Source organism: Microbacterium sp. cf332 (assembly GCF_900102175.1).
GTDB lineage: Bacteria > Actinomycetota > Actinomycetes > Actinomycetales > Microbacteriaceae > Microbacterium.
In genome coordinates this window covers 12,353-36,666 of sequence record NZ_FNKN01000002.1, presented here as the reverse complement: position 1 = coordinate 36,666, position 24,314 = coordinate 12,353, and the positions used below count along the sequence as shown (strand labels likewise).

The following is a 24,314-nucleotide window of genomic DNA, read 5'->3' as shown; positions in this document are numbered from 1 at the left end:
CGGTCGGGATAGAGGACAACGAACATGGCTATTCGCAAGTACAAGCCCACGACCCCGGGTCGCCGCGGTTCGTCGGTGGCCGACTTCGCCGAGATCACTCGATCGACGCCCGAGAAGTCGCTCCTCCGCCCGATCGCCAAGACCGGTGGCCGTAACAACCAGGGCCGCATCACGACGCGTCACATCGGTGGTGGCCACAAGCGCCAGTACCGCGTGATCGACTTCCGTCGCAACGACAAGGACGGCGTCAACGCCAAGGTCGCTCACATCGAGTACGACCCCAACCGCACCGCGCGCATCGCGCTGCTGCACTACTTCGACGGCGAGAAGCGCTACATCATCGCCCCGAACAAGCTCCAGCAGGGCGACATCGTCGAGTCGGGTGCCGGCGCCGACATCAAGCCCGGCAACAACCTGCCGCTGCGCAACATCCCGACCGGTACGGTCATCCACGCCATCGAGCTCCGCCCCGGCGGCGGCGCGAAGATGGCGCGCTCGGCCGGCGCCAGCGTGCGTCTGGTCGCGAAGGACGGCCCCTACGCCCAGCTGCGTCTGCCCTCGGGTGAGATCCGCAACGTCGATGCGCGCTGCCGCGCGACCATCGGCGAGGTCGGCAACGCCGAGCAGTCGAACATCAACTGGGGCAAGGCCGGCCGCAAGCGCTGGAAGGGCGTTCGTCCGACGGTTCGTGGTGTCGCCATGAACCCGGTCGACCACCCGCACGGTGGTGGTGAGGGCAAGACGTCCGGTGGACGTCACCCCGTCACTCCCTGGGGCCAGGCTGAGGGTCGCACCCGCCACCCCAACAAGGAGAGCGACAAGTACATCGTCCGCCGTCGCAACGCCGGCAAGAAGCGTAAGTAGGAGTAGAGGAAGATGCCTCGCAGCCTGAAGAAGGGCCCCTTCGTCGACGAGCACCTGCTTCGCAAGGTGGTCGCGCAGAACGAAGCCGGCTCCAAGAACGTCATCAAGACCTGGTCGCGCCGTTCGATGATCATCCCGGCCATGCTCGGCCACACGATCGCCGTGCACGACGGACGCAAGCACATCCCCGTGTTCGTGTCCGAGACCATGGTCGGCCACAAGCTGGGCGAATTCGCGCCCACCCGCACCTTCCGCGGCCACGTGAAGGACGACAAGAAGGGCCGCCGCCGCTGACGCGGGGGCAGTTCCAGAGAGGACAGAGGAGGAGAGACATGGTGGAATCCACCGCACGCGTGAAGCACATCCGCGTGACCCCTCAGAAGGCTCGTCGTGTCGTCGCGCTCATCAAGGGCAAGCAGGCTCAGGAGGCACTCGCCATCCTGAAGTTCGCTCCCCAGAGCGCCAGCGAGCCGATCTACAAGCTCGTCGCATCGGCCGTCGCGAACGCTCGCGTCAAGGCCGACAAGGACAACGAGTTCCTGGACGACGCCGACCTGTACGTGAAGAACGCGTACGTGGACGAGGGCACGACGCTCAAGCGTTTCCAGCCCCGCGCCCAGGGTCGCGCCTTCCAGATCAAGAAGCGCACGAGCCACATCACGATCGTGCTGTCGACGCCGGAGAACGCGGATGCCGCGACCGCCGGTACGAGCAAGAAGGCGAGCAAGTAATGGGACAGAAAGTCAACCCGTACGGCTTCCGCCTCGGCATCACGACGGACCACGTGTCGCGTTGGTTCTCGGACTCGACCAAGCCGGGCCAGCGTTACGCCGACTACGTCGCCGAGGACATCAAGATCCGTCGTCTGCTGACCACGTCGCTCGACCGCGCCGGCGTCAGCAACATCGAGATCGAGCGCACCCGTGACCGCGTCCGCGTCGACATCCACACCGCCCGCCCGGGCATCGTGATCGGCCGCCGCGGCGCCGAGGCCGAGCGCATCCGCGCCGACCTCGAGAAGCTCACCGGCAAGCAGATCCAGCTCAACATCCTCGAGGTCAAGAACCCCGAGGCCGACGCCCAGCTCGTCGCGCAGGGCATCGCCGAGCAGCTCTCGGCTCGTGTGGCGTTCCGCCGCGCGATGCGCAAGGGTCTGCAGGGCGCTCAGCGCGCCGGCGCCAAGGGCATCCGGATCCAGGTGTCGGGCCGCCTCGGCGGCGCGGAGATGAGCCGCTCGGAGTTCTACCGCGAGGGCCGCGTGCCCCTGCACACGCTCCGCGCGAACATCGACTACGGCTTCTACGAGGCCAAGACCACCTTCGGCCGCATCGGCGTGAAGGTCTGGATCTACAAGGGCGACCTGACGGCCAAGGAGCTCGCTCGCGAGCAGGCCAACGCGCCGAAGACCTCGCGCGGTCGCGACGACCGCGGTGACCGCCGTCGCGGTCCCCGCAACGAGGCCCCCGTGGCAGAAGGAGCGTCGGCCTGATGCTTATCCCCCGCAAGGTCAAGTACCGCAAGCAGCACCACCCCAAGCGCGATGGCCAGGCCACCGGCGGCACGAAGGTCTCCTTCGGCGAGTACGGTATCCAGGCACTCACGCCCGCTTACGTGACCAACCGTCAGATCGAGTCCGCTCGTATCGCCATGACGCGTCACATCAAGCGTGGCGGCAAGGTGTGGATCAACGTCTACCCCGACCGTCCCCTCACGAAGAAGCCCGCCGAGACCCGCATGGGTTCGGGTAAGGGCTCGCCGGAGTGGTGGGTCGCCAACGTCAAGCCGGGTCGCGTCCTCTTCGAGGTCGCCGGAGTCAACGAGGAGCTCGCTCGCGAGGCCCTGACCCGTGCCATTCACAAGCTGCCGCTGAAGGCACGCATCATCAAGCGCGAGGAGGGCGACGCGTAATGGCTGTCGGCACCAAGACGCTCGCCCCGAGCGAGCTCGATACGTTCGAAGACCAGCGCCTCGTCGAGGAGCTGCGCAAGGCCAAGGAAGAGCTGTTCAACCTGCGCTTCCAGTCGGCGACCGGCCAGCTCGAGAGCCACGGCCGCATCCGTGCGGTCAAGCGCGACATCGCGCGGCTCTACACGGTGATCCGCGAGCGCGAGCTCGGCATCCGTGCCACGCCCGTCGCCGAGGCGCCGAAGGTGAAGAAGACCAAGGCCAAGAAGGCGGATGACGCCCCCGCGGCCGCGAAGGAAGAGACCGAGTAATGGCTACCGACAAGAACGCAGCCGAGGCTGTCGCCGAGGGCCACGAGCACGGCGAGCACGACGTCCGCGACCCCCAGGCCCGCGGTTACCGCAAGGCCCGTCGTGGCTACGTCGTGAGCGACAAGATGGACAAGACGATCGTCGTCGAGGTCGAGGACCGCGTGAAGCACCCGCTCTACGGCAAGGTCATCCGCCGCACGTCGAAGGTCAAGGCCCACGACGAGGCCAACACCGCCGGCATCGGCGACCTCGTCCTCATCAACGAGACTCGCCCGCTGAGCGCCACCAAGCGCTGGCGTCTGGTCGAGGTTCTCGAGAAGGCGAAGTGATCTCATGATCCAGACCGAATCCCGCCTCAAGGTCGCCGACAACACCGGCGCCAAGGAGCTGCTCACCATCCGCGTGCTCGGCGGCTCCGCCCGCCGGTACGCCGGACTCGGCGACATCATCGTGGCGACCGTCAAGGACGCGATCCCCGGTGGAAACGTCAAGAAGGGCGATGTGGTCAAGGCCGTCATCGTCCGCACCGTCAAGCAGACGCGCCGTTCCGACGGCTCGTACATCAAGTTCGACGAGAACGCCGCCGTCATCCTGAAGAACGACGGGGAGCCCCGCGGCACCCGTATCTTCGGACCGGTCGGTCGTGAGCTTCGCGACAAGAAGTTCATGAAGATCGTCTCGCTGGCCCCGGAGGTCATCTGATCATGGCGAACATCAAGAAGGGTGACCTGGTTCAGGTCATCACGGGCGCCAAGCCCGAGCGCGGCGGCGACCGCGGCAAGCAGGGCAAGGTCCTCGAGGTCCTCGTCGAGCAGAACCGCGTGATCGTCGAAGGCGTCAACTACGTCACCAAGCACAACCGCGTCGGCCAGACGCAGCGTGGCACCAAGACGGGCGGCATCGAGACCTTCGAAGCCCCCATCCACATCTCGAACGTCCAGATCGTCGACCCCGAGACGAAGAAGCCGACCCGTGTCGGCCACCGCGTCGAGGAGAAGACGAAGGACGGCGTGAAGCGCACCGTCCGCGTGCGTTACGCGAAGAAGAGCGGCAAGGACCTCTGAATATGAGCAGCACCACTGCCGCGGCGGCTGGCAAGATCCAGCCCCGCCTGAAGCAGAAGTACCAGAGCGAGATCAAGAAGGCTCTGCAGGACGAGTTCGGCTACGCCAACGTCATGCAGACCCCCGGTCTCGTGAAGGTCGTCGTGAACACCGGTGTCGGCGAGGCCGCTCGCGACAGCAAGGTGATCGACGGCGCGGTGGACGACCTGACGAAGATCACGGGTCAGAAGCCGATCGTCACGAAGGCACGCAAGTCCATCGCGCAGTTCAAGCTGCGCGAGGGCCAGGCCATCGGTGCGCACGTCACCCTCCGCGGCGACCGTGCGTGGGAGTTCATCGACCGTCTCGTGAACCTCGCGCTGCCCCGCATCCGCGACTTCCGCGGTCTGTCGCCCAAGCAGTTCGACGGTCACGGCAACTACACCTTCGGTCTGCAGGAGCAGGCGGTCTTCCACGAGATCAACCAGGACCGCATCGACCGCGTCCGCGGTTTCGACATCACGATCGTCACCACGGCGAAGACGGATGAAGAGGGTCGCTCGCTGCTCCGTCAGCTCGGCTTCCCCTTCAAGTCGGACGACGCTCAGGCGTAATCCGGTACAATCGATCGTTCGGCCTCGGGGCATGCTCCGGGGCCGAACGACTGCACAACTGAATATGGACATTCATAGAAGGTCGCCTGTCGTGTAACGGCAGTCGAAACCTCATGATCGAAGGAATACACCTATGACGATGACAGACCCGGTCGCAGACATGCTGACCCGTCTGCGCAACGCGAACTCGGCGCACCACGACTCCGTGTCGCTGCCGAGCTCCAAGCTCAAGACCAACATCGCCGAGATCCTCAAGCAGGAGGGCTACATCTCCGCGTGGGAGATCTCGGACGCCCGTGTGGGCCAGACCCTCACGATGACCCTGAAGTACGGCCCCAACCGCGAGCGGTCGATCGCCGGCATCAAGCGCGTCTCCAAGCCCGGTCTCCGCGTCTACGCGAAGTCCACCGAGCTGCCCACGGTCCTCGGTGGCCTGGGCGTCGCGATCCTGTCCACCTCCTCTGGCCTCCTCACGGACCGCCAGGCCGAGTCGAAGGGCGTCGGCGGGGAAGTCCTCGCCTACGTGTGGTGATCTGATGTCGCGTATTGGACGTCTCCCCATTGACATCCCTGCCGGTGTGACCGTCGAGGTCGCCGGACAGGACGTTCTCGTCACCGGTCCGAAGGGCGAGCTGCGACTGACCGTCGCCAAGCCCATCGAGGCCAAGGTCGAGGAGAACCAGGTTCTCGTCACCCGCCCGGACGACGAGCGCGAGTCGCGTGCCCTGCACGGCCTGACCCGCACCCTGATCAACAACAACATCATCGGCGTGACCCAGGGCTACACCAAGGGTCTCGAGGTCGTCGGAACCGGTTACCGCGTCGCTCAGAAGGGCTCGTCCGTCGAGTTCGCTCTCGGCTTCTCGCACCCCGTCACCGTCGAGGCTCCCGCCGGCATCACCCTGACCGTCGAGGGCAACAACAAGCTCACGGTCAGCGGCATCGACAAGCAGGCGGTCGGCGAGACCGCGGCCAACATCCGCAAGATCCGCAAGCCCGAGCCCTACAAGGGCAAGGGCGTGCGATACGCGGGCGAGGTCGTCCGCCGCAAGGCCGGAAAGGCTGGTAAGTAAGCATGGCTCTGAAGAGCAAGTCCGACGCGCGCGCGCGTCGTCACGCCCGCCTTCGCAAGAAGATCGTGGGCACCGAGGTCCGTCCGCGCCTGGTCGTGACCCGCTCCGCCCGCCACGTCTTCGTGCAGCTCGTCGACGACGCCAAGGGCCACACGGTCGCTTCGGCGTCGACCCTCGAGGCCGACCTGCGCACGTTCGACGGTGACAAGACCGCCAAGGCCCGTAAGGTCGGCGAGCTCGTCGCCGAGCGCGCCAAGGCCGCCGGCGTCGAGGACGTCGTGTTCGACCGCGGTGGCAACCGCTACGCGGGACGTGTCGCAGCGATCGCCGACGGCGCTCGCGAGGGAGGTCTGAACCTGTGAGCGATGCAGTGACCAACAACAACGGAGAGAACCCTGTGACCGAACAGGCCACGACCGAGCAGGCCGCCGGCACCGCTCCCGTCGAGCGCGAGGCTCGCGAGCCCCGTCGCGGCAGCCGCGAGCGTTCCAACAACCGCGACCGTGGTTCGCGTGATGCCGACAAGAGCCAGTTCCTGGAGCGCGTCGTCACCATCAACCGCGTGTCGAAGGTCGTCAAGGGTGGTCGTCGATTCAGCTTCACCGCTCTCGTCGTCGTCGGCGACGGCAACGGGCTCGTGGGCGTCGGCTACGGCAAGGCGCGTGAGGTCCCCCTCGCCATCTCCAAGGGTGTCGAAGAGGCCAAGCGCAACTTCTTCCGCGTGCCCCGTACGGGCTCGACCATCCCCCACCCCGTCCAGGGTGAGGCTGCCGCCGGTGTGGTGCTCCTGCGCCCCGCCGCCGCCGGTACCGGTGTCATCGCCGGTGGTCCCGTCCGCGCCGTGCTCGAGTGCGCCGGCATCCACGACGTCCTGTCGAAGTCGCTCGGCTCGTCGAACACGATCAACATCGTGCACGCGACCGTCGAGGCACTGAAGCAGCTCGAGGAGCCCCGTGCGGTCGCCGCACGCCGTGGCCTGGACTTCGACCAGGTCGCGCCGGCTCGTCTCGTGCGCGCCGAGGCCGAGGCGAACGCCGCACAGAAGGTAGGTGCCTGATGGCCGCTCGACTGAAGGTCACCCAGGTCAAGTCCAAGGTGAGCGAGAAGCAGAACCAGCGCGACACGCTGCGTTCGCTGGGTCTCAAGCGGATCGGCGACTCGGTCGTCCGTCCGGACGACGCGCAGACGCGCGGTTACGTCAAGACCGTCGCGCACCTCGTGAAGGTTGAGGAGATCGACTGATGGCTGAGAAGAAGGACGACAAGAAGGCGAAGGCCGAGACCACGGCTGCTCGTCCCGGTGTGCTGAAGGTGCACCACCTGCGTCCGGTCCCCGGATCCAACACCGCGAAGACCCGTGTCGGTCGCGGTGAGGGCTCGAAGGGTAAGACGGCGGGCCGCGGTACCAAGGGCCAGAAGGCTCGCTACCAGGTCAAGGTGGGCTTCGAGGGTGGCCAGATGCCGCTCCACATGCGCACCCCCAAGCTGCGCGGGTTCAAGAACCCGTTCCGCGTGGAGTACCAGGTCGTGAACCTGGACAAGCTCGCGGAGCTCTACCCGCAGGGCGGCGACGTCACCATCAGCGACCTGGTCGCGAAGGGTGCCGTCCGCAAGAACGAGAAGGTCAAGGTGCTCGGCACCGGCGACATCTCGGTGGCGCTCACCGTGTCGGTCGACAAGGTCTCGGGCTCTGCCGAGCAGAAGATCGTCGCGGCCGGCGGTTCCATCAAGTAAGTCGCCAGCGAGGGCCGGAGTTCGCTCCGGCCCTCGCTTCGTCGTATCCGAGGCGCGCCTGTGAACGGCCTGGGATACCCTGGTTGACGGTGTCTTCCCGAGACGCCGCCCATCCCTTGGGAGGAATCCACTTGTTCAGCGCCATTGCGCGGGTCTTCCGCACCCCGGATCTCCGGCGGAAGATCGGCTTCACCCTGGCGATCATCGCCATCTACCGCCTGGGCGCGCACGTGCCGACGCCGTTCGTGAACTTCCCGAACGTGCAGAGCTGCCTCGACCAGAGCGGCACCGCGCAGGGTCTGCTCTCGCTCGTGAACCTGTTCTCGGGCGGCGCCCTGCTGCAGCTGTCGATCTTCGCGCTGGGCGTCATGCCCTACATCACCGCGACGATCATCGTGCAGCTGCTGCGCGTGGTGATCCCGCACTTCGAGACCCTCTACAAGGAGGGCCAGGCGGGCCAGGCGAAGCTCACGCAGTACACCCGCTACCTGACGATCGCGCTCGCGCTGCTGCAGTCGACGACCCTCGTCACGGTCGCGCGCTCGGGCCAGCTGATCCCGGTCGCCGGTGTCCCGGAGTGCGAGCAGCTCGTCACCTCCGAGGCCTGGTACGCCCAGCTGCTGATGATCATCACGATGACCGCGGGCACCGGCCTCATCATGTGGTTCGCCGAGCTCGTCACGGAGCGCGGCGTCGGCAACGGCATGTCGATCCTCATCTTCACCTCGATCGCCGCGACCTTCCCCGCGGCCCTGTGGTCGATCGCGGTCGCGCGCGGCTTCGAGGTCTTCCTCCTCGTCCTGGCGGTCGGCATCGTCGTCGTCGCGCTCGTCGTCTTCGTCGAGCAGTCGCAGCGGCGCATCCCCGTCCAGTACGCCAAGCGCATGGTCGGCCGCCGCACCTACGGCGGCACCAACACCTACATCCCGATCAAGGTCAACATGGCCGGCGTCGTGCCGGTGATCTTCGCATCGTCGCTGCTGTACATCCCCGCGCTGATCGCGCAGTTCAACCAGAACCCGGATGCCGACGGCAACGTCCCGGGCTGGGTGGCGTGGATCCAGCAGTACTTCACGACCGGTGACCACCCGCTCTACATGGCGGTGTACTTCCTGCTGATCATCGGCTTCACCTACTTCTACGTCGCCATCACGTTCAACCCGGTCGACGTGGCCGACAACATGAAGAAGTACGGCGGCTTCATCCCCGGCATCCGTGCCGGTCGTCCGACCGCCGAGTACCTCGACTACGTGCTCACCCGTATCACCGCCCCCGGTTCCATCTACCTGGGTCTCATCGCGCTGCTGCCGCTACTGGCCCTCGCGACCGTCGGGGCGAACCAGAACTTCCCGTTCGGCGGCGCATCGATCCTCATCATCGTGGGTGTCGGCCTCGAGACGGTGAAGCAGATCGACGCGCAGCTCCAGCAGCGCCACTACGAAGGGTTGCTGCGATGACGGCTGCACGTCTGTTGATCGTCGGACCGCAGGGGTCGGGCAAGGGCACGCAGGGCGTCCGCATCGCGGAGGCCCTCGGCATCCCCGCGGTCTCGACCGGCGACGTCTTCCGTGCGAACGTCAAGGAGGGCACCGAGCTCGGTCAGCAGGTGAAGGCGATCATCGACGCCGGTGACCTGGTGCCCGACGAGCTCACCGGGGCGATCGTCCGCGACCGCCTCGAGCAGGCCGACGCCGCCGGCGGCTTCCTCCTCGACGGATACCCCCGCAACGTCTCGCAGGTACGCGATCTCGACGCGTTCCTGCGCGACCGCGACGAAGAGCTCACGGCGGTCATCGAGCTGGTCGTGCCCCGCGACGAGTCGATCGCCCGCCTGTCGAAGCGCGCCGCGGAGCAGGGGCGGTCCGACGACAACGAGGAGTCGATCGCGAAGCGCCTCTCCATCTACGAGCGCGAGACCGCGCCGATCCTCGACGTCTTCCGCGAGCGCGGTATCGTCGACCAGGTCGACGGGGTCGGTTCGCTCGACGAGATCACCGAGCGCATCACCGCGGCGCTCGTCGCACGCGGCATCACGGCGTGATCGGCCGCCGCTCCATCTACAAGTCGCCCGCCCAGCTGCAGGCGATGGTCGAGCCGGGCCTCATCACGGCCGCGGCGCTGCAGGCGGTACGCGAGCACGTCGCACCCGGCGTCACGACCCTCGAGCTCGACGCGATCGCGGCGGACGTCATCCGTTCCCGCGGCGCGGAGTCGAACTTCCAGCTCGTGCGGGGATACCGCCACACGGTGTGCGCATCGGTGAACGAGCAGGTCGTGCACGGCATCCCCGGCGAGCGGCCCCTCGAACCCGGCGACATCCTGTCGATCGACGCCGGCGCGCAGTTCCGGGGCTGGAACGGCGACTCCGCCGTCACCATCGTCATCCCCGACCCGGCGCGCCCCGATCTCGTCGCAACGCGCGAGCGGCTCTCGCAGGTGACCGAGGAGTCGCTCTGGGCGGGTATCGCCGCGATGGCGAACGCGAAGCGCATCGGCGAGATCGGCGACGCGATCCAGACGTCCATCGAGGCGTCGGGCGAGGGCTACGGCATCCTGCGCGACTACGTCGGTCACGGCATCGGCCGCAAGATGCACGAGGCGCCCTCGGTGTTCAACTACCGCGTGGCCGATCTCGGCCCCGAGGTGAAGCCCGGCCTCGTGCTGGCGATCGAGCCGATGGTCGTGGCCGGCTCCGAGGAGACGTTCACCGAGGACGACGACTGGACGGTCTCGACGATCGACGGCTCGGACGGCTCCCATTGGGAACATAGCGTCGCGGTGCATGATGGGGGCATCTGGGTTCTCACGGCTCCCGACGGTGGTGCCGCGGGGCTCGCTCCGTATGGAATCGTGCCGACGGCAATCGGCTGAGGAGAGATGTGATGGCTACGGCGACGAGCAAGACGAACTGGTTCGCGATCTGGGTGTCGACGGCCGTCGTCGTGGTGGTGGCCCTCGTCGTCGCTCTGGTCGTGTGGATGAACAACAGCGCGACCGACCCCGGCACGCCGCCGACCGGCTCGGGCATCGAGCAGGGATCCGGCGCGATCGTGGTGGGCGAGGGGTCGCAGACGCTCGACACCTACATCGACTTCATGTGCCCCATCTGCGGTCAGTTCGAGACGACGTACGGTCCCGAGATCCTCGATCTCGTGAACGACGGCACGATCACCCTCAACATCCACCCCATCGCGATCCTCGACCGGTACTCGCAGGGCACCGAGTACTCGACGCGCGCGGCGAACGCGATGTACTGCGTCGCGGAGGCCGATCCCGATGCGGCCGTGCCGTTCATGCAGGCCATGTTCGAGCAGCAGCCCGCCGAGCAGACCACCGGTCTGACCGACGAGCAGATCCTGCAGATCGCGTCGGATTCCGGCGTGACCGGCATCGACTCGTGCGTCGCCGATCGCACCTACGGGTCGTACGTCACCTCCATGACGAAGGAGACGCCGATCCAGCCCGGCGCGTCCGGCATCGGCACCCCCACGATCGCGGTGAACGGCGAGACGATCTCGAACAGCGACATCCCCGCGCGCGGCTCGTTCGCGAGACTCTTCGACTGAGCGGCCTGCTCGCCTGCCCGCACGGGTTCGGGGAGGGAGGCGACGCGCCGGAACAGATACGGCGAGTTGCCGGAGCCTGCGGTAGCGCGTATGCTTGATCTTTGGTGCGTTGCGCCTCTCTCGGCGTGTCACCGACAATCCCATCCAACGCAGACCGACCGGCCTGCACAACTGTAAGCGAGCGTATGGCCAAGAAAGACGGTGTCATCGAGATCGAGGGCGTGATCTCCGAGGCTCTGCCGAACGCGATGTTCCGCGTCGAGCTCAGCAACGGACACAAGGTCCTCGCAACGATCTCGGGAAAGATGCGGCAGAACTACATCCGCATCATCCCCGAAGACCGCGTGGTCGTGGAGCTCAGCCCCTACGACCTGACCCGCGGGCGCATCGTCTACCGCTACCGCTGAGCGCAGCGCGCACCGGTCGAGAAGTAACGCCCCGGAGCTCCGGCTCCGTCGGCGAAGACAGCGAATCAGGAACATCATGAAGGTCAACCCCTCCGTCAAGCCCATCTGCGACCACTGCAAGGTCATCCGTCGCCACGGTCGCGTCATGGTCATCTGCAAGTCGAACCCGCGTCACAAGCAGCGCCAGGGCTGACCGGATGCCGCCTCCGCGCGGCACCCGGCCCGACGACAACTCAATACACATTCAGGCAGATCAGAACCCGCCGGCTCGGCCGGCGGGGGACACCTCGGGACGAAGGCCCGGGCACCGATCCTGCTCCACACCTTCGACTACTCCTAGGAGAACCGCATGGCACGTCTTGCCGGCGTTGACATCCCGCGCGACAAGCGCGTGGTGATCGCCCTCACGTACATCTACGGCGTGGGCCGTACCCGCTCGAACGAGATCCTCGCTGCGACGGAGATCGACGAGAACATCCGCGTCAAGGACCTCAGCGACGACCAGCTCGTCGCGCTCCGCGACTACATCGAGGGCAACTACAAGGTGGAGGGTGACCTGCGCCGCGAGGTCGCCGCCGACATCCGCCGCAAGGTCGAGATCGGTTCCTACGAGGGCCTGCGCCACCGCCGTGGCCTGCCCGTGCGCGGCCAGCGCACCAAGACCAACGCGCGTACGCGCAAGGGTCCCAAGCGCACCGTCGCCGGCAAGAAGAAGGCGCGCTAAGGCGCGGCCCCCACAGGTTTAGGAGAACACGCACATGGCACAGGCCAAGTCCGCAGCGCGCAAGCCGCGCCGCAAGGAGAAGAAGAACATCGCGCTGGGCCACGCCCACATCAAGTCGACGTTCAACAACACGATCGTCTCGATCACCGACCCGTCGGGCGCCGTCATCAGCTGGGCCTCCTCGGGTGGCGTCGGCTTCAAGGGCTCGCGCAAGTCGACCCCGTACGCCGCCGGCATGGCTGCCGAGTCCGCTGCGCGTCAGGCGCAGGAGCACGGCGTCAAGAAGGTCGACGTCTTCGTCAAGGGTCCGGGTTCGGGCCGTGAGACCGCGATCCGCTCGCTGACGGCCGCCGGCCTCGAGGTGGGGTCCATCCAGGACGTCACCCCCCAGGCCCACAACGGCTGCCGTCCCCCCAAGCGCCGCCGCGTCTGAGCTGACACGGATCCGGATGCCGCACCCCGCGGCATCCGGACTTCCGTCGTTTCCTTGAAAACTCAACACCTCACTGAATTGCACGTGTCATATAGCGGGCACGTGATCGAAAGGAACACATAGTGCTCATCGCACAGCGTCCCACTCTGACCGAGGAGAAGATCGGCGAGTTCCGCAGCCGGTTCGTCGTCGAGCCGCTCGAGCCCGGCTTCGGCTACACCATCGGCAACGCGCTGCGCCGCAGCCTGCTGTCGTCCATCCCGGGTGCGGCCGTCACCAGCATCCGCTTCGACGGCGTGCTGCACGAGTTCAGCACCATCCCGGGCGTGAAGGAGGATGTCACCGAGATCATCCTCAACATCAAGCAGCTGGTCGTCTCGTCCGAGCGCGACGAGCCGATCACGGCGTACCTGCGCAAGACGGGTGCCGGTGAGGTCACGGCCGCCGACATCTCGGCTCCTGCCGGTGTCGAGGTGCACAACCCCGACCTGGTCATCGCGACGCTCAACGACAGCGCGAAGTTCGAGCTCGAGCTCGTCATCGAGCGCGGTCGCGGCTACGTCTCGGCGACGCAGAACCGCAACGAGTACGCCGAGGCCGGTCAGATCCCGATCGACTCGATCTATTCGCCCGTGCTCAAGGTCAGCTACCGCGTCGAGGCCACCCGTGCCGGTGAGCGCACCGACTTCGACAAGCTCGTCCTCGACGTCGAGTCGAAGGCGTCCATCTCGCCGCGCGACGCCGTCGCGTCGGCCGGCCGCACGCTCGTCGAGCTCTTCGGTCTGGCCCGCGAGCTGAACGTCGAGGCCGAGGGCATCGAGATCGGCCCCGCGCCGGTCGCCGAGGTCCTCACCAACGAGCTCTCGATGCCGATCGAGGACCTCGATCTGTCGGTCCGCTCGTACAACTGCCTCAAGCGCGAGGGCATCAACACGGTGTCCGAGCTCGTCGCCCTCTCGGAGACGCAGCTCATGAACATCCGCAACTTCGGTCAGAAGTCGGTCGACGAGGTGCGCGACAAGCTCGTCTCCCTCGGCCTGTCGCTGAAGGACTCGGTCCCCGGGTTCGACGGTGCGCACTTCTACGGCGGATACGACGACGAGAACCTCTGAGCCCCTCTTTCTTCCTGGAGTAATGAAACATGCCTAAGCCCACGAAGGGTCCCCGCCTCGGAGGCGGCCCCGCACACGAGCGCCTGCTTCTCGCGAACCTCGCCGCGGCCCTGTTCACGCACAAGTCGATCACGACGACCGAGACCAAGGCCAAGCGCCTGCGTCCGTTCGCCGAGCGTCTGGTCACGTTCGCCAAGCGCGGCGACCTGCACGCCCGCCGTCGCGTCGCGTCGATCATCGGTGACAAGAGCGTCGTGCACGAGCTCTTCGCCGAGATCGCTCCGCTGGTCGCCGAGCGCGAGGGTGGCTACACCCGCATCACGAAGGTCGGCAACCGCAAGGGCGACAACGCCCCCATGGCCGTCATCGAGCTCGTGCTCGAGCCGGTGAGCCCGAAGCCCAAGTCGGCCAAGAAGTCGGCAGCGGCCGCTCCGGTCGCCGAGGAGACCCCGGCCGAGGAGGCACCCGTCGAGGAGACCACCGAGGCTCCGGCTGACGACGCGGCTGCCGATGCCGGCGCCGAGTCGCCGGAGGAGGGCGCGGCCGCCGAGGCTGCGGCCGAGGACGCCGCTGAGGCGCCCGCCGAGGACGACAAGAAGTAAGAGCTCTCCGCTCGTACGTCGGGCCCGCACACCTCTTCCGAGGGTGCGGGCCCGACGTCGTTTCCGTGCGGCGATATGCGATGGTGGAGGGGTGAGCGAACAGCAGCCCCTGTCCGAGCGCGTCGGCGCCACATCCGATCCGGTCATCCCGTCCCACCCCGAGGTCGACCGTTGGCGCACCGCGACGGCCGACGACATCGATGCGATCCATGGCGTGTTCGTGGCGGCCGACCAGGTCGACCACCCCACCTGGACGACGCCGCGCGAGGACGTGGCCGAGACGTTCGAGCTCTCGCACGTCGACCACGCACGCGACACCCTCATCGCGTTCGACGCCACGGGCGCGGCGGTCGCGGTCGGTTCGGTGACGCTGCATCCGGCGCGCGACGAGCACCTGCACGTGTACCTCACCGGTGCCGTGCGTCCGGACCGGCGCGGCCGCGGCATCGGCGCATCGCTGTTCGGCTGGCAGCACGCGCGCGCCGAGCAGCAGCTGGTCGAGGCGGCCACCTCGGATGCGGTGGCCGCGCTGCCCGCGGAGATCCAGGTCTACGCGTCGGAGAAGGACGCGGCGCTCGAGCGCATCGCCGAGGCGCACGGGTACCGCACCGAGCGCTGGTTCTCGACGATGCACCGAGACCTGTCGCAGCCCATCGCCGACGTGTCGGCGCCCGAGGGTATCGAGCTCGTGCCGTACTCGCCCGACCGGGCGGAAGACGCCCGGCTCGCTCGCAACGACGCCTTCCGCGACCACTGGGGGAGTCTGCCCAGTCAGCCCGAGCGCTGGCAGCAGTTCGTCGGGGGCGCGTTCCTGCGCCCTGATCTCTGCACGCTGGCACTCGACGACGGTCGGATCGTCGCCTTCTGCCTCGCGTCGGTGAACGAGGGTGACTTCGCGGTGCTCGGCCCGAACGCGTACATCGACCTGGTCGGGGTCGTGCGCTCCCACCGGCGGCGCGGGCTCGCTCCGGCCGTGATCTCACGGTCGCTCGCCGCAATGCGCGACGCCGGGCTCGGCACGGCCGTGCTCGACGTCGACACCGAGAGTCCCACGGGGGCCAACGCCCTGTACGGCGGGCTCGGCTTCACCGCGTTCGAGCGTGACCGCGTGCTCGTCCGCCGCTACTGAAGCGGGCCGTCGCGGCCGGGCTCAACGCCGCTCGGCGTCCGGATCCTCCGTGACACGGGAGAACAGCTCCAGCAGCCCGTCACGGGTCCGTTGCGCCGCCCACTGGGCCGTGGCGAGCTGGGTCGCCGCGCCTTCTACCGCCCGTTCGACGGTCTCGGCGTAGAGCTCGCCGCCGGCCGCACCCGGATGGATCCGGTCGCCCGCGAGCAGATCGGTGCGTCCCGCGATGGTGGCGGCCCAGTCGGCGACCGCGACGCGCGGGTGCTCCGCCGCGAACGAGGTGAGATCGCGGTTGACGCCGTCGATCCAATCGCGGGGCGCGAAGGCGTTGACCAGGATGACGTAGCGCTCGGGGCCGGCCGCGTCGACGATGCTCTGCAGCGCATCGGTCGAGACCGGACCGTTCGTGCCGAGCCCGACGACGACGTAGTCGCGCAGGTCGCCTGACGCCGCGAGCTCGTCGACGATGCGCGCACCGGCCCACACCGAGCGAGAGACCTCGGCGTCGACCTCGATACCCGGCATCGCCGCGAGCAGGCCGGGTGCCGACGCGAGCATGACCGAGTCGCCGACCGCGGTGACGCGGGTGCCGTCCACCGTCTGCGCGCCGGGCGACGGGGCGGGCGTCGGCAGCCGGCGCGCCTGCTCGAGTGCGTCGCGACCGGCCTCGACCGCGTTCTGGCTCGTCGTCTCGCGGGGCGCCGCCGCCACCGCCGCCGTCGTGCCGCCGAGGGCGAGCGCTGCGGCGACAGCGGCCGCGAGAGTCGCCAGTCGCCGGGGCGGGTGAGAGCGCAGACCGGCGCGGGCGCGCGAGAACGCACCGCGGAACCCGTGGATCCGGACGGGCTGTTCGATGAACCGGTACGAGACAGCCGCGAGGGCGACGCTCGCGCCCGCGACGCCGAGGCCGGCGCCGACGGCGACCCCGGCCTCCGGCCCGGCTGCGGTGAGATGGAACGACAGCAGGACGAGCAACGGCCAGTGCCACAGGTAGATGGCATAGGACCGCTCGCCGATCCAGCGCAGCGGCGCGACGTCGAGCGCGCGGCCGAACCACGAGCCGGGCCAGGCGGCCACCATCAGGACGACGGCGGTCAGCGCTGATGCGAGCACACTGGTGGCGGGGAAGGCGATCGATCCACCGCCGCCGAGCGAGGCCGCCAGGACGATGCCGACGGTCGCGAGCGAGCCCGTGATGAGCCCCCACACGGGCCCGACCCCGGCCACCGAGGCGCGCCGTACGACGAGGCCGTGCAGCCCGAACGCGACGGCCACGCCGATCAGCAGTCCGAATGCGTGGGTGTCGGTGCCGAAGTAGACACGGGTGAGATCGGCGCCGCTGCCGACGGCGAGGAACGCCCCGGCAGCCGATGCCGCAGCGAGGGCGAGCGCCACGGCGGCACGCGAACGGCGTCCGGGCAGGAGGAGGAAGAGGGGCAGCAGCAGCGGCCACACGACGTAGAACTGCTCCTCGACCGCGAGCGACCAGAGGTTCCGGAAGATCTCGGGATCGGCGGCCGAGAAGTAGCCGCCGCCGTCGGCCATCGAGACCCAGTTGTACGAGAACGTCGCGGCCCCCAGGACCTGAAGTCCCATGTTCACCAGCACGTCGCCGCCCACGAGCCAGGCCAGTGACGCGCTGACGGTCACCACGACCGCGAGAGCGGGCAGCAGGCGTCGCGCGCGACGCGACCAGAACCGGCGCAGTCGGATGCGTCCCGTCCGCGCGCGTTCGCGCAGCAGAAGGGTCGTGATGAGGAAGCCGGAGATGACGAAGAAGACGTCGACCCCGACGTAGCCGCTCTGCAGCACGGAGCCGGGGAACAGGTGGTAGACGACGACGAGCGCGACGGCGATGGCGCGCAGGCCGTCGACTCCCGCGATGCGGGCGCGCGGCAGGGGAGGAGAGGTCATACGGCGGTGTCCGAGGGCGTCGGGGGGACGGGCGGCGGCGGCATCCCAGTGTAGACGGGAGCGGCGGAGGGGATGTGGTAGACCGGGGTGTGTAGCGCGAAACGAGTTCGAGAACGGGTGGAACATGGGCTCTCCCGAGGTCCTGGTGCTGGGCGAGGCCCTGATCGACATCGTCGAGACCGAGGACGCGGTCACCGAGCACGTCGGGGGCAGCCCCGCGAACGTCGCGGTGGGCGTCGCCCGGCTCGGTGTGCCCGTGCGTCTCGCCACGCGCCTCGGCCGCGATGACCGGGGGGAACGCATCGCGGCGCACGTCCGCGACGCCGGGGCGGTGGTCGCCGACGGGTCGTGGACCACGACGCCGACCGACACCGCGCGTGCCCGCATCCGACCGGACGGGTCCGCGGAGTACGCGTTCGCGGTCGCGGGCCTCGTGCCCCCGGCGCCCCGCGACGGGGCAGCGCTCGTCCACAGCGGGTCGATCGCCCTCTTCCTCGACCCGGGCGGCGAGACATGCCTCGCCGCGCTCGAATCGGCCCGCGGCCACGCGATCGTGACGGTCGACCCCAACATCCGCCCGGCGCTCGTCGGTACGCGCGAGACGGCGCACGCCCGCTTGGCGCGCGCGGCCGCCGCCGCCGACCTCGTCAAGCTGAGCGACGAGGACGCCGCGTGGCTCTGGCCCGACGCCGACATGGCGACCGTGCTGGAGACGATCGCCGGCCTCGGCGCGTCCGCGGTCGTCATCACGCTCGGCGGCGACGGTGCCGTCGGGCGGGCGGCCGACGGCGAGGTCGTCGAGGTCGCGGGCGTGCCGGTCACGGTCGCCGACACGATCGGAGCCGGCGACTCGTTCATGGCGAGCCTCATCGCGACCCTCGTCGAGCGCGGCGTGCCGGCCGTCGGCGACGCCCTCGCCGACGCGATGCGCATCGCCGCGCGCGCTGCCGCCGTCACCGTGTCGCGGCCCGGCGCCGATCCGCCCACCCGGGCCGAGCTGGAAGACTGAACGGGTGCGACTGCGACTGGACATCGCCTACGACGGGACCGCGTTCTCGGGCTGGGCTCGTCAGCCTTCCCTGCGCACGGTGCAGGGGTCGATCGAGGCGGCCGTCGGGCGGATCCTCGGCGGCGAGGCGCAGCTCGTCGTCGCGGGTCGCACCGACGCAGGCGTGCACGCGTCGGGTCAGGTGGCCCACCTCGACCTGACGGATGCGCAGGAGGCGAGGTTGCGGCGGGGGCGCGACCCTCGCGCGGACGCGCTCGCGGCGCGCCTGAACGGCGTCCTCGGGCGGTACGCCGACGTCTCGGTGCGGGCGACCTCTGAAGCGCCCGAGGGATTCGACGCGCGGTTCTCGGCCGTCTGGCGCCGCTACGCGTACCGAGTGGCAGACCGCGCGGTGGGCTACGACCCCCTCGAGCGGTTCCGGACGACGTTCGTGCCGGCGGCGCTCGACGTCGACGCGATGGATGCCGCGGCCCGCAGCCTCGTCGGCCTGCACGACTTCGCGGCGTACTGCAAGCCGCGGCCCGAGGCCACGACGATCCGGACGCTCCTCGAGTTCGACTGGCGCCGCGACGAGCGCGGAGTGCTCGTCGCGAACGTCAAGGCCGACGCGTTCTGCCACAGCATGGTGCGTGCTCTCGTGGGAGCCTGCGTCGCCGTCGGCGAGGGTCGGCTGGCCGTCTCGGACGTCGCCGTGCTGCGGGACGCCCGCGAGCGCACGAGCGCCTTCGTCGTCCTCGCCGCGCGCGGGCTCACCCTCACCGAAGTCGGCTATCCCGCCGACGACCTGCTCGCGGCGCGTGCGGAGCAGACCCGCGCGCGCCGCGCAACAGACATCTGACCGAAAGCTGGCGGGCGTAGCCTGGCGGCACCATGAAGGTCATCTCGTACAACCTGCGCAAGCACCGCGCGGCATCCGAACTCGCCGCCCTCGTCGAGCAGCACGGCGCGGACGTGCTGTGCCTGCAGGAGGCCGACACCACCGGCATCCCCGATGAGATCAGCGGCCTGCGGCTGGCCGAGGCGACGGCGCGCAACCGGCTCGGGCTCGCGGTGTACTACCGCGAGAACACCTACCGGGCGATCGAGGTCCGTTCGCTCGCGCTGAAGAAGTCGCTGCACGACCGCGTGCTCAAGCCGGCCGAGGAGCGCATGCTCGGAGTGCGGCTGCGCGACATCGACGACGGCCACGAGTTCATCGTGGCGAGCTTCCACGCCGCGCCGCTCACGGCGCTCAATTCGCTGCGCCGCAACCAGATCCAGGCGGCGCTCGGCGCCCTCGCCGAGCTCGGCTCGGGCCTGCCGATCCTCATGGTCGGCGATTACAACTATCCGGTCTTCAAGGAGAACCTCGGTCAGGTCGTGCGCAAGCAGGGCTACGAGCTGACGCTCAGCGATGCGCGGACCTACACGCGCTACAAGTTCTTCCGCGGCCACTACGACTTCGCCACGAGCGTCGGCTTCGACATCTCGCGGGTGCAGACGCTGCCGCAGGGCCTGAGCGACCACCTGCCCATCCTCGTCACGGCCCAGCCCGGCTGAGAGCCGCGAGCGCTGGCCGCGTCCGGCGCCGCTCGCCCCCTACACTCGGGGGGAGGGGAAGCGGAGGAGACGATGATGCGACGCTGGGTGACGGCTGCCGCGACGACGGCGCTGGCCGTGGCTCTCGTGGGCTGCGGTCCCGCGCCCTGGAACGTCCCGTCCGGTGGCGGAGTCGGCAGCAGCGACGCCGGCGAGCCCGCGCCCTCGCCGAGCATCTCGCGCACCGCGGTGCCGCCTCCCGTGCCCAACGACCTCTCGAGCGGGTCGACCGAGCGGCAGGTGACCGCCGGTTCGGTGTCCGGTGCGCTCAACTATTGGTCGGACCTCTCGATGGACCGCTGGTCGGCGACGGCGCTCAAGCCCGTCAGCCTCTCACTCGTCACGACGGTGAGCCCCGACGACGGGCAGAAGGTCTATCTCCAGAAGGCGACGATGATCGCCGTGCCCGGCAACGCGGAGGGCGACCTCAGCCCGCTGGCCCCCACCTCCGACCAGTCCGCGACGAATCCCGGTTACCTGGTGCTGTCGCCCTACAGCTACTCGCAGACCTTCTACGTCGGCGAGGTCCCGGAGGAGGCGACGTTCGTCACGATCCGGTTCACCTACGACTTCCTCGTGCAGACGACGCCGACCTCCAGCGAGTTCGCGAAGCAGACCGCGACCGACAGCATCACGGTCGCCATCGCAGCGCGCGAGGTCGACGAGGACTGAAACCTCAAGGTCGCCGCAAGGCGGGCTGAAGAGATCGCGAAACCGCCGGGACCGCGGCCCCGGGGGTGGTTGTATGGCGAGGCCGCGACATCCCACGCCGGCCCCTGCCTCGAGAAACCCGGTCTCCCATGTCTCCGCGCCGCTCCCTCGCCCTCCGCACCGCCGTCTCGGCGGGCGCCCTCGTCGTCTCCCTCGTCGCGCTCTCGGGCTGCACGCAGATCACCGACATGATCAACAGCGCCCAGGGCGAGCCCGTGTCGGCCGTGCCGGCTCCGGCAGCCTCGGCTTCGCCCGCGATGGCCTTCAACTCGCAGTTCACCTACGACGGGTCGGTCTCGCTCTCGTCCGACGTCGCCCAGGACCTCGAGCTGCGCCTCGACGTCTGGGCCCAGAACCCCAAGCGCACGCAGGAGTGGACGCCCGACGCCGAGAAGACCTTCGGGCTCGCCGTCAACGTGCACGACAACCGGGTCGACGAGAAGTCGGTGCTGTCGCAGAAGCGACGCGTGTTCATCTCGTCGATCTCGATCACGTCGCAGACGGCGCAGACCTCGGGTCAGGTGCAGAGCCCCTTCCAGTTCAGCGCCGACCCGCGCACGCTCGTGCCGAGCGACACCATCCGCTCCGACCGCGGCCTGCTGCTCAACAGCTTCCAGGGCGGTCTCTACGTGCCCGAGACGATGATCCACGGCCTGCCCGCGGACACCTACGGCATGACGCTCGAGTTCGCGATGACCGTCTGGGTCGAGGGCAACGCCAACGACGAGGCCAGCTTCACGCAGCAGACGGTCTACCAGTACCTGCCCATCGCGATCTTCTCCGACGAGCAGGCGGCCGCAGCCGCGCCGGCGCCCGAGCCGACGGCGACGGCGACGCCCTGACCCCACTCGGCCCCGTTCCTTGCGCAGAAATTGCGCTTGGCTTCGCCCACTCTGAACACGCCGCCCCCGAGAATGGATCCCGGCAGACATCAGCTGCCCACCACTTCGCACAGGACGTGATCGCATGACCCAGACGCCGTACACGACGAACCCGGCGTTCGCGCAGCCGCATCGCCCGGCTCCGCAGGCCGCGGCCCAGCCGGTCCCGGTGCAGCTCACCGACCACTTCGACGCGGCCTATCCCGACGACTTCGAGTCGGTCCTCGAGCACACGACCGTCCACCGCTCCACCATCGGCTGCGTCATCCCGGCGTACAACGAGGAGGAGTCGATCGCCGACGTGATCGAGGGGCTGCTCGGTCAGAGCCGCGTTCCCGACGTCATCCACGTCATCGCGAACAACACCTCGGACAACACCGTGAAGATCGCGGCCGGCTACGCCGGGCCGCACGAGGTCACGACCGAGCTCGGCACCCAGTTCACCGAGGTGTTCGTCCACGACATCGGCAAGAACCCCGACAAGAAGGTCGGTGCCCTCAACTACGGGTACTCGCTCGTCGAGGGCTACGACTACCTCCTCGGCGTCGACGGCGACACCATCGCGGACTCCCGGGCGGTCGAGTACCTCGAGTCCGAGGCGGTCGGAGACTCGCGCATCGGCGGCATCTCGGCGATCTACTCCATCGACGACCGGCCCATCAAGGGCACGATCGCGAAGTTCCTCATCGCGGGTCAGCGCACACAGTTCGCGGCCTTCAACATGCAGAACCTCCTGCGCGGTCGCAACATGGCAGTGCTCGGCGGACAGTTCTCGATCTTCTCGACCAACGCCCTGCGCGACGCCATGAAGGCGAACCACCAGTCGACCCCCTGGGTCAAGGACTCGGAGGTCGAGGACTCGCTGCTCTCGCTGCAGATCAAGAGCGCCGGCTACCTGACGAAGATCAGCCCCTACGCCCGTGCCAACGTCGGCGGCATGACGACGCTGAAGGGCTACGACGCACAGCAGGTCAAGTGGACCTATGGCGCGATCGAGCTGATGTGGCCGGGCCAGCGCGGCGACACGAAGGGGCAGCCGTTCCACCCGAACCTGCGTCTGCGCTGGTTCGAGAACTTCGGCATGCTGACGAACCTGTTCGTCCGCGTGGCGTTCCTCATCCTGCTCGCGGGCTCACTGTCGATCAGCGCCTTCGTCTTCTCGCCGCTGTGGCTCATCCCCCCGGCGGTGGCGATCGCGCTGAACCTGCGCATGGCGCTGAGCATCAAGGACCGCAACCAGCGCGACATCCTCTTCGCCCTGCTGGTGTTCCCGGCCGAGGCGTTCATGTGGGTGCGACTCGGCCACTTCATGCGGTCGTGGTCGCGCTTCCTGTCGAAGAAGAAGGTCGACAACTGGGCGATGCAGGCCAAGGCCGAGAGCGGCGGCGGCAGCATCGGTCACTGGATGCCGATGCTCATCCTCGTCGCCGTGCTGCTCGCCATGGCGGTCGTCTGGAACCTGATCGGCCCCGTCGCCCAGTCGTCGATCCTCTGGATCGGCTGGCCCATCGTGGGCGTCGTGACTGTGCTGCAGACGCTCCTCATGTTCACCAAGCTCGTGCGCCGGCAGAACGGCTACAAGGTCTGACCCGCTCGGAGTGACGACGTGCCGAGATGGCCGTCCCGCCGTCAGGCCGGGGCGGCCATCTCGGACGTCATGCGGTACCCGACGCCGCGCACCGTCTCGATGTAACGCGGGTTCGTCGGGTTGTCGCTGAGCTTGCGTCGCAGGTTGGTCATGTGGGCCTCGATCGCCCGCTTGTCGGCCTCGCCGACGAAGTAGCTCGTGACATACGACTCGCCGCGCAGGACCAGGGTGAGATCGGCCTTCGACCGCACGCGCCGCTTGGACGCCATGAGGGTCGACAGCAGATCGAACTCGGTGCGGGTCAGGTCGAGCTCGGCACCCGCGACGTAGGCGAGGCGGGTGTCGGTGTCGACCTGCAGGTCGCGGTGCGTGAGCCAGTGCTCTCCCGCCGTCGAGACGAGCTCGCCCGCGGGCTGATGCACGACGAGTTCCGCGCCCATCGACGCGGCGCCGGTCGATGCGGCAGGCGCATCGCTCGGGTGATGCACGATGATCGGCTGCTGCTGAGGCAGGTACACGGGCTGCTGGGCGGGGGCCGGCGCCGGGGTCGGCGATGCCGCCGGGGCGGCCGCCGGGGCCGGGGCGGCACCCGGGAAGCGTGCCATGTACTCCTCGTACGAGAGCGGCGCGTCGTCGGCCGGTGCCGCTGCGGGCGCCGCGGCGGCGCGGGCGCCCGGGAACGACGGGCCGACCGAATCCTGCTGCGGGGCCTGCTGCGGCGCGGCTGCGCGGGGCCGGCGCAGCAGGGCGTCGACGCGCGCGCGGAACTCCCGAGGGCGGAACGGCTTGACGATGTACTCGTCGGCTCCCGCGCCGAGTCCGAGCACGACGTCGGCCTCTTCCGACAGTCCGGTGAGCATGATGATGTACGTGTCGCTCTGGGCGCGGATGCGGCGTGCCGCCTCGAATCCGTCGATGCCGGGCATGTTGACGTCGAGCGTCGTCAGCAGCGGTCGATACGACAGGACCGCCTGGATGCCGTCGATCCCGTTGCCGACCGAGACGGTGGAGAAGCCTGCGGCCTCGAGCACTTCGACGAGGAGATGGCGGATGTCGGGATCATCCTCGACGATGACCGCGGTCTTCTGCTGCTCGGACGCCATGCTCGTCACTCTTC

At 68.6% G+C, this 24,314-nt stretch carries 35 protein-coding genes; 33 read left to right on the top strand and 2 right to left on the bottom strand.

Translation table 11 applies throughout. From position 1 onward, the window contains the following. The first annotated feature begins 24 nt into the window (after window positions 1-24). The 27 genes from rplB to BLT21_RS07095 all read left to right on the top strand — a co-directional run bounded on the left by rplB (window position 25) and on the right by BLT21_RS07095 (window position 15,516). Entirely contained in the window at window positions 25-864 is an 840-nt protein-coding gene (rplB, locus tag BLT21_RS07220; RefSeq protein ID WP_023954042.1) for a 50S ribosomal protein L2, read from the top strand. A 12-nt stretch (window positions 865-876) separates the two neighbouring features. Further along, complete coding sequence (rpsS, locus tag BLT21_RS07215; protein ID WP_023954043.1) at window positions 877-1,158, top strand: 30S ribosomal protein S19; 282 nt, start codon at window positions 877-879, stop codon at window positions 1,156-1,158. A 38-nt stretch (window positions 1,159-1,196) separates the two neighbouring features. Next, window positions 1,197-1,595, top strand: a complete 399-nt coding sequence (gene rplV, locus BLT21_RS07210; protein WP_091500778.1) for a 50S ribosomal protein L22 — start codon at window positions 1,197-1,199, stop codon at window positions 1,593-1,595. Continuing rightward, window positions 1,595-2,353 carry a 30S ribosomal protein S3 gene (gene rpsC, locus BLT21_RS07205; protein ID WP_023954045.1) on the top strand — a complete coding sequence of 253 codons (759 nt, stop codon included), beginning with the start codon at window positions 1,595-1,597 and terminating at the stop codon, window positions 2,351-2,353. The genes rplV and rpsC overlap by 1 nt, the downstream gene beginning before the upstream one ends. Continuing rightward, entirely contained in the window at window positions 2,353-2,772 is a 420-nt protein-coding gene (gene rplP / locus BLT21_RS07200; RefSeq protein ID WP_091500777.1) for a 50S ribosomal protein L16, read from the top strand. The genes rpsC and rplP overlap by 1 nt, the downstream gene beginning before the upstream one ends. After that, the gene (gene rpmC, locus BLT21_RS07195; protein WP_091500776.1) at window positions 2,772-3,080 is read left to right on the top strand and encodes a 50S ribosomal protein L29; all 309 of its coding nucleotides are present in this window, start codon (window positions 2,772-2,774) and stop codon (window positions 3,078-3,080) included. Before rplP ends, rpmC begins: the two co-directional genes overlap by 1 nt. Continuing rightward, window positions 3,080-3,409: a 30S ribosomal protein S17 gene (gene rpsQ / locus BLT21_RS07190; RefSeq protein WP_023954049.1), complete on the top strand. Its 330-nt coding sequence runs from the start codon at window positions 3,080-3,082 to the stop codon at window positions 3,407-3,409. Before rpmC ends, rpsQ begins: the two co-directional genes overlap by 1 nt. 4 nt (window positions 3,410-3,413) lie before the next feature. Next, a complete protein-coding gene (gene rplN, locus BLT21_RS07185) occupies window positions 3,414-3,782 on the top strand; it encodes a 50S ribosomal protein L14 (RefSeq protein ID WP_091500775.1) in 369 nt (122 codons plus the stop codon). Window positions 3,783-3,784: 2 nt separating this feature from the next. After that, window positions 3,785-4,144, top strand: coding sequence for a 50S ribosomal protein L24 (gene rplX / locus BLT21_RS07180; protein ID WP_091500774.1), 360 nt, complete (start codon window positions 3,785-3,787; stop codon window positions 4,142-4,144). A 2-nt stretch (window positions 4,145-4,146) separates the two neighbouring features. Then, the gene (gene rplE / locus BLT21_RS07175; RefSeq protein ID WP_091500773.1) at window positions 4,147-4,737 is read left to right on the top strand and encodes a 50S ribosomal protein L5; all 591 of its coding nucleotides are present in this window, start codon (window positions 4,147-4,149) and stop codon (window positions 4,735-4,737) included. Window positions 4,738-4,870: 133 nt separating this feature from the next. Further along, complete coding sequence (gene rpsH, locus BLT21_RS07170; protein WP_091500772.1) at window positions 4,871-5,269, top strand: 30S ribosomal protein S8; 399 nt, start codon at window positions 4,871-4,873, stop codon at window positions 5,267-5,269. A 4-nt stretch (window positions 5,270-5,273) separates the two neighbouring features. Further along, window positions 5,274-5,810 (top strand): 50S ribosomal protein L6, encoded by a 537-nt coding sequence (gene rplF, locus BLT21_RS07165; RefSeq protein WP_091500771.1) that lies wholly within the window; start codon window positions 5,274-5,276, stop codon window positions 5,808-5,810. A 2-nt stretch (window positions 5,811-5,812) separates the two neighbouring features. After that, complete coding sequence (rplR, locus tag BLT21_RS07160; RefSeq protein ID WP_091500770.1) at window positions 5,813-6,172, top strand: 50S ribosomal protein L18; 360 nt, start codon at window positions 5,813-5,815, stop codon at window positions 6,170-6,172. Next, window positions 6,169-6,867 carry a 30S ribosomal protein S5 gene (rpsE, locus tag BLT21_RS07155; protein WP_023954060.1) on the top strand — a complete coding sequence of 233 codons (699 nt, stop codon included), beginning with the start codon at window positions 6,169-6,171 and terminating at the stop codon, window positions 6,865-6,867. Before rplR ends, rpsE begins: the two co-directional genes overlap by 4 nt. After that, on the top strand, window positions 6,867-7,052 hold the full coding sequence (gene rpmD / locus BLT21_RS15745; protein ID WP_023954062.1) for a 50S ribosomal protein L30: 186 nt from the start codon (window positions 6,867-6,869) through the stop codon (window positions 7,050-7,052). The genes rpsE and rpmD overlap by 1 nt, the downstream gene beginning before the upstream one ends. Further along, window positions 7,052-7,543, top strand: a complete 492-nt coding sequence (rplO, locus tag BLT21_RS07150) for a 50S ribosomal protein L15 (RefSeq protein WP_256335978.1) — start codon at window positions 7,052-7,054, stop codon at window positions 7,541-7,543. The genes rpmD and rplO overlap by 1 nt, the downstream gene beginning before the upstream one ends. A 131-nt stretch (window positions 7,544-7,674) precedes the next feature. Further along, window positions 7,675-9,000 carry a preprotein translocase subunit SecY gene (secY, locus tag BLT21_RS07145; protein ID WP_091500769.1) on the top strand — a complete coding sequence of 442 codons (1,326 nt, stop codon included), beginning with the start codon at window positions 7,675-7,677 and terminating at the stop codon, window positions 8,998-9,000. Beyond that, window positions 8,997-9,584 (top strand): adenylate kinase, encoded by a 588-nt coding sequence (locus tag BLT21_RS07140; protein WP_091500768.1) that lies wholly within the window; start codon window positions 8,997-8,999, stop codon window positions 9,582-9,584. Before secY ends, BLT21_RS07140 begins: the two co-directional genes overlap by 4 nt. Beyond that, the gene (gene map, locus BLT21_RS07135; protein WP_176786837.1) at window positions 9,581-10,414 is read left to right on the top strand and encodes a type I methionyl aminopeptidase; all 834 of its coding nucleotides are present in this window, start codon (window positions 9,581-9,583) and stop codon (window positions 10,412-10,414) included. Before BLT21_RS07140 ends, map begins: the two co-directional genes overlap by 4 nt. Window positions 10,415-10,425: 11 nt before the next feature. Further along, the gene (locus tag BLT21_RS07130) at window positions 10,426-11,109 is read left to right on the top strand and encodes a DsbA family protein (RefSeq protein ID WP_091500767.1); all 684 of its coding nucleotides are present in this window, start codon (window positions 10,426-10,428) and stop codon (window positions 11,107-11,109) included. Window positions 11,110-11,294: 185 nt separating this feature from the next. Next, window positions 11,295-11,516, top strand: coding sequence for a translation initiation factor IF-1 (infA, locus tag BLT21_RS07125; RefSeq protein ID WP_017201569.1), 222 nt, complete (start codon window positions 11,295-11,297; stop codon window positions 11,514-11,516). A gap of 76 nt (window positions 11,517-11,592) precedes the next feature. After that, the gene (rpmJ, locus tag BLT21_RS07120) at window positions 11,593-11,709 is read left to right on the top strand and encodes a 50S ribosomal protein L36 (RefSeq protein WP_005050492.1); all 117 of its coding nucleotides are present in this window, start codon (window positions 11,593-11,595) and stop codon (window positions 11,707-11,709) included. Window positions 11,710-11,865: 156 nt separating this feature from the next. Beyond that, the gene (gene rpsM, locus BLT21_RS07115; protein ID WP_056371363.1) at window positions 11,866-12,240 is read left to right on the top strand and encodes a 30S ribosomal protein S13; all 375 of its coding nucleotides are present in this window, start codon (window positions 11,866-11,868) and stop codon (window positions 12,238-12,240) included. A 34-nt stretch (window positions 12,241-12,274) separates the two neighbouring features. After that, window positions 12,275-12,673, top strand: a complete 399-nt coding sequence (rpsK, locus tag BLT21_RS07110) for a 30S ribosomal protein S11 (protein WP_023954078.1) — start codon at window positions 12,275-12,277, stop codon at window positions 12,671-12,673. 122 nt (window positions 12,674-12,795) lie between these two features. Then, on the top strand, window positions 12,796-13,785 hold the full coding sequence (locus BLT21_RS07105) for a DNA-directed RNA polymerase subunit alpha (protein WP_023954080.1): 990 nt from the start codon (window positions 12,796-12,798) through the stop codon (window positions 13,783-13,785). A gap of 29 nt (window positions 13,786-13,814) precedes the next feature. Further along, the gene (gene rplQ, locus BLT21_RS07100; protein ID WP_091500766.1) at window positions 13,815-14,387 is read left to right on the top strand and encodes a 50S ribosomal protein L17; all 573 of its coding nucleotides are present in this window, start codon (window positions 13,815-13,817) and stop codon (window positions 14,385-14,387) included. 91 nt (window positions 14,388-14,478) lie between these two features. Further along, a complete protein-coding gene (locus BLT21_RS07095; RefSeq protein ID WP_256335977.1) occupies window positions 14,479-15,516 on the top strand; it encodes a GNAT family N-acetyltransferase in 1,038 nt (345 codons plus the stop codon). Between the two features lie 21 nt (window positions 15,517-15,537). On the opposite strand, the gene BLT21_RS07090 is transcribed toward BLT21_RS07095, so the two are convergent. Continuing rightward, on the bottom strand, window positions 15,538-17,430 hold the full coding sequence (locus tag BLT21_RS07090) for an acyltransferase family protein (protein ID WP_091500764.1): 1,893 nt from the start codon (window positions 17,428-17,430) through the stop codon (window positions 15,538-15,540). Between the two features lie 124 nt (window positions 17,431-17,554). Here BLT21_RS07090 and BLT21_RS07085 point away from each other — a divergent pair, with 124 nt between their 5' ends. The 6 genes from BLT21_RS07085 (at window position 17,555) to BLT21_RS07060 (ending at window position 23,197) form a co-directional block, all read left to right on the top strand. Next, entirely contained in the window at window positions 17,555-18,439 is an 885-nt protein-coding gene (locus tag BLT21_RS07085; RefSeq protein WP_091500763.1) for a PfkB family carbohydrate kinase, read from the top strand. A gap of 4 nt (window positions 18,440-18,443) precedes the next feature. After that, window positions 18,444-19,277, top strand: coding sequence for a tRNA pseudouridine(38-40) synthase TruA (gene truA, locus BLT21_RS07080; protein WP_091500762.1), 834 nt, complete (start codon window positions 18,444-18,446; stop codon window positions 19,275-19,277). 32 nt (window positions 19,278-19,309) lie between these two features. Next, window positions 19,310-19,978: an endonuclease/exonuclease/phosphatase family protein gene (locus BLT21_RS07075; protein ID WP_091500761.1), complete on the top strand. Its 669-nt coding sequence runs from the start codon at window positions 19,310-19,312 to the stop codon at window positions 19,976-19,978. 72 nt (window positions 19,979-20,050) lie between these two features. After that, window positions 20,051-20,689 (top strand): hypothetical protein, encoded by a 639-nt coding sequence (locus tag BLT21_RS07070; RefSeq protein WP_091500760.1) that lies wholly within the window; start codon window positions 20,051-20,053, stop codon window positions 20,687-20,689. 128 nt (window positions 20,690-20,817) lie between these two features. Beyond that, a complete protein-coding gene (locus tag BLT21_RS07065; RefSeq protein WP_091500759.1) occupies window positions 20,818-21,570 on the top strand; it encodes a fructose 1,6-bisphosphatase in 753 nt (250 codons plus the stop codon). 124 nt (window positions 21,571-21,694) lie between these two features. Beyond that, window positions 21,695-23,197, top strand: coding sequence for a glycosyltransferase (locus tag BLT21_RS07060; protein WP_091500758.1), 1,503 nt, complete (start codon window positions 21,695-21,697; stop codon window positions 23,195-23,197). Window positions 23,198-23,238: 41 nt separating this feature from the next. On the opposite strand, the gene BLT21_RS07055 is transcribed toward BLT21_RS07060, so the two are convergent. Beyond that, window positions 23,239-24,300 carry a response regulator transcription factor gene (locus BLT21_RS07055; RefSeq protein ID WP_091500757.1) on the bottom strand — a complete coding sequence of 354 codons (1,062 nt, stop codon included), beginning with the start codon at window positions 24,298-24,300 and terminating at the stop codon, window positions 23,239-23,241. Window positions 24,301-24,314: the final 14 nt, after the last annotated feature.

Bases quoted from the DNA above. Each gene is read 5' to 3' on its own strand.
- BLT21_RS07075 (WP_091500761.1), top strand. From the start codon at position 19,310: ATGAAGGTCATCTCGTACAACCTGCGCAAGCACCGCGCGGCATCCGAA.
- BLT21_RS07055 (WP_091500757.1), bottom strand. From the start codon at position 24,300: ATGGCGTCCGAGCAGCAGAAGACCGCGGTCATCGTCGAGGATGATCCC.
- rplP (WP_091500777.1), top strand. From the start codon at position 2,353: ATGCTTATCCCCCGCAAGGTCAAGTACCGCAAGCAGCACCACCCCAAG.
- rplX (WP_091500774.1), top strand. From the start codon at position 3,785: ATGGCGAACATCAAGAAGGGTGACCTGGTTCAGGTCATCACGGGCGCC.
- rpmJ (WP_005050492.1), top strand. From the start codon at position 11,593: ATGAAGGTCAACCCCTCCGTCAAGCCCATCTGCGACCACTGCAAGGTC.
- rplN (WP_091500775.1), top strand. From the start codon at position 3,414: ATGATCCAGACCGAATCCCGCCTCAAGGTCGCCGACAACACCGGCGCC.
- rpsC (WP_023954045.1), top strand. From the start codon at position 1,595: ATGGGACAGAAAGTCAACCCGTACGGCTTCCGCCTCGGCATCACGACG.
- rplR (WP_091500770.1), top strand. From the start codon at position 5,813: ATGGCTCTGAAGAGCAAGTCCGACGCGCGCGCGCGTCGTCACGCCCGC.
- BLT21_RS07090 (WP_091500764.1), bottom strand. From the start codon at position 17,430: ATGACCTCTCCTCCCCTGCCGCGCGCCCGCATCGCGGGAGTCGACGGC.
- BLT21_RS07140 (WP_091500768.1), top strand. From the start codon at position 8,997: ATGACGGCTGCACGTCTGTTGATCGTCGGACCGCAGGGGTCGGGCAAG.
- rpmC (WP_091500776.1), top strand. From the start codon at position 2,772: ATGGCTGTCGGCACCAAGACGCTCGCCCCGAGCGAGCTCGATACGTTC.
- rplQ (WP_091500766.1), top strand. From the start codon at position 13,815: ATGCCTAAGCCCACGAAGGGTCCCCGCCTCGGAGGCGGCCCCGCACAC.
- BLT21_RS07065 (WP_091500759.1), top strand. From the start codon at position 20,818: ATGTCTCCGCGCCGCTCCCTCGCCCTCCGCACCGCCGTCTCGGCGGGC.
- rpmD (WP_023954062.1), top strand. From the start codon at position 6,867: ATGGCCGCTCGACTGAAGGTCACCCAGGTCAAGTCCAAGGTGAGCGAG.
- BLT21_RS07060 (WP_091500758.1), top strand. From the start codon at position 21,695: ATGACCCAGACGCCGTACACGACGAACCCGGCGTTCGCGCAGCCGCAT.
- rpsQ (WP_023954049.1), top strand. From the start codon at position 3,080: ATGGCTACCGACAAGAACGCAGCCGAGGCTGTCGCCGAGGGCCACGAG.
- rpsK (WP_023954078.1), top strand. From the start codon at position 12,275: ATGGCACAGGCCAAGTCCGCAGCGCGCAAGCCGCGCCGCAAGGAGAAG.
- rplO (WP_256335978.1), top strand. From the start codon at position 7,052: ATGGCTGAGAAGAAGGACGACAAGAAGGCGAAGGCCGAGACCACGGCT.
- rplB (WP_023954042.1), top strand. From the start codon at position 25: ATGGCTATTCGCAAGTACAAGCCCACGACCCCGGGTCGCCGCGGTTCG.
- rplV (WP_091500778.1), top strand. From the start codon at position 1,197: ATGGTGGAATCCACCGCACGCGTGAAGCACATCCGCGTGACCCCTCAG.
- BLT21_RS07130 (WP_091500767.1), top strand. From the start codon at position 10,426: ATGGCTACGGCGACGAGCAAGACGAACTGGTTCGCGATCTGGGTGTCG.
- rpsH (WP_091500772.1), top strand. From the start codon at position 4,871: ATGACGATGACAGACCCGGTCGCAGACATGCTGACCCGTCTGCGCAAC.
- infA (WP_017201569.1), top strand. From the start codon at position 11,295: ATGGCCAAGAAAGACGGTGTCATCGAGATCGAGGGCGTGATCTCCGAG.
- rplF (WP_091500771.1), top strand. From the start codon at position 5,274: ATGTCGCGTATTGGACGTCTCCCCATTGACATCCCTGCCGGTGTGACC.
- BLT21_RS07085 (WP_091500763.1), top strand. From the start codon at position 17,555: ATGGGCTCTCCCGAGGTCCTGGTGCTGGGCGAGGCCCTGATCGACATC.
- BLT21_RS07070 (WP_091500760.1), top strand. From the start codon at position 20,051: ATGATGCGACGCTGGGTGACGGCTGCCGCGACGACGGCGCTGGCCGTG.
- rpsS (WP_023954043.1), top strand. From the start codon at position 877: ATGCCTCGCAGCCTGAAGAAGGGCCCCTTCGTCGACGAGCACCTGCTT.
- rplE (WP_091500773.1), top strand. From the start codon at position 4,147: ATGAGCAGCACCACTGCCGCGGCGGCTGGCAAGATCCAGCCCCGCCTG.
- rpsM (WP_056371363.1), top strand. From the start codon at position 11,866: ATGGCACGTCTTGCCGGCGTTGACATCCCGCGCGACAAGCGCGTGGTG.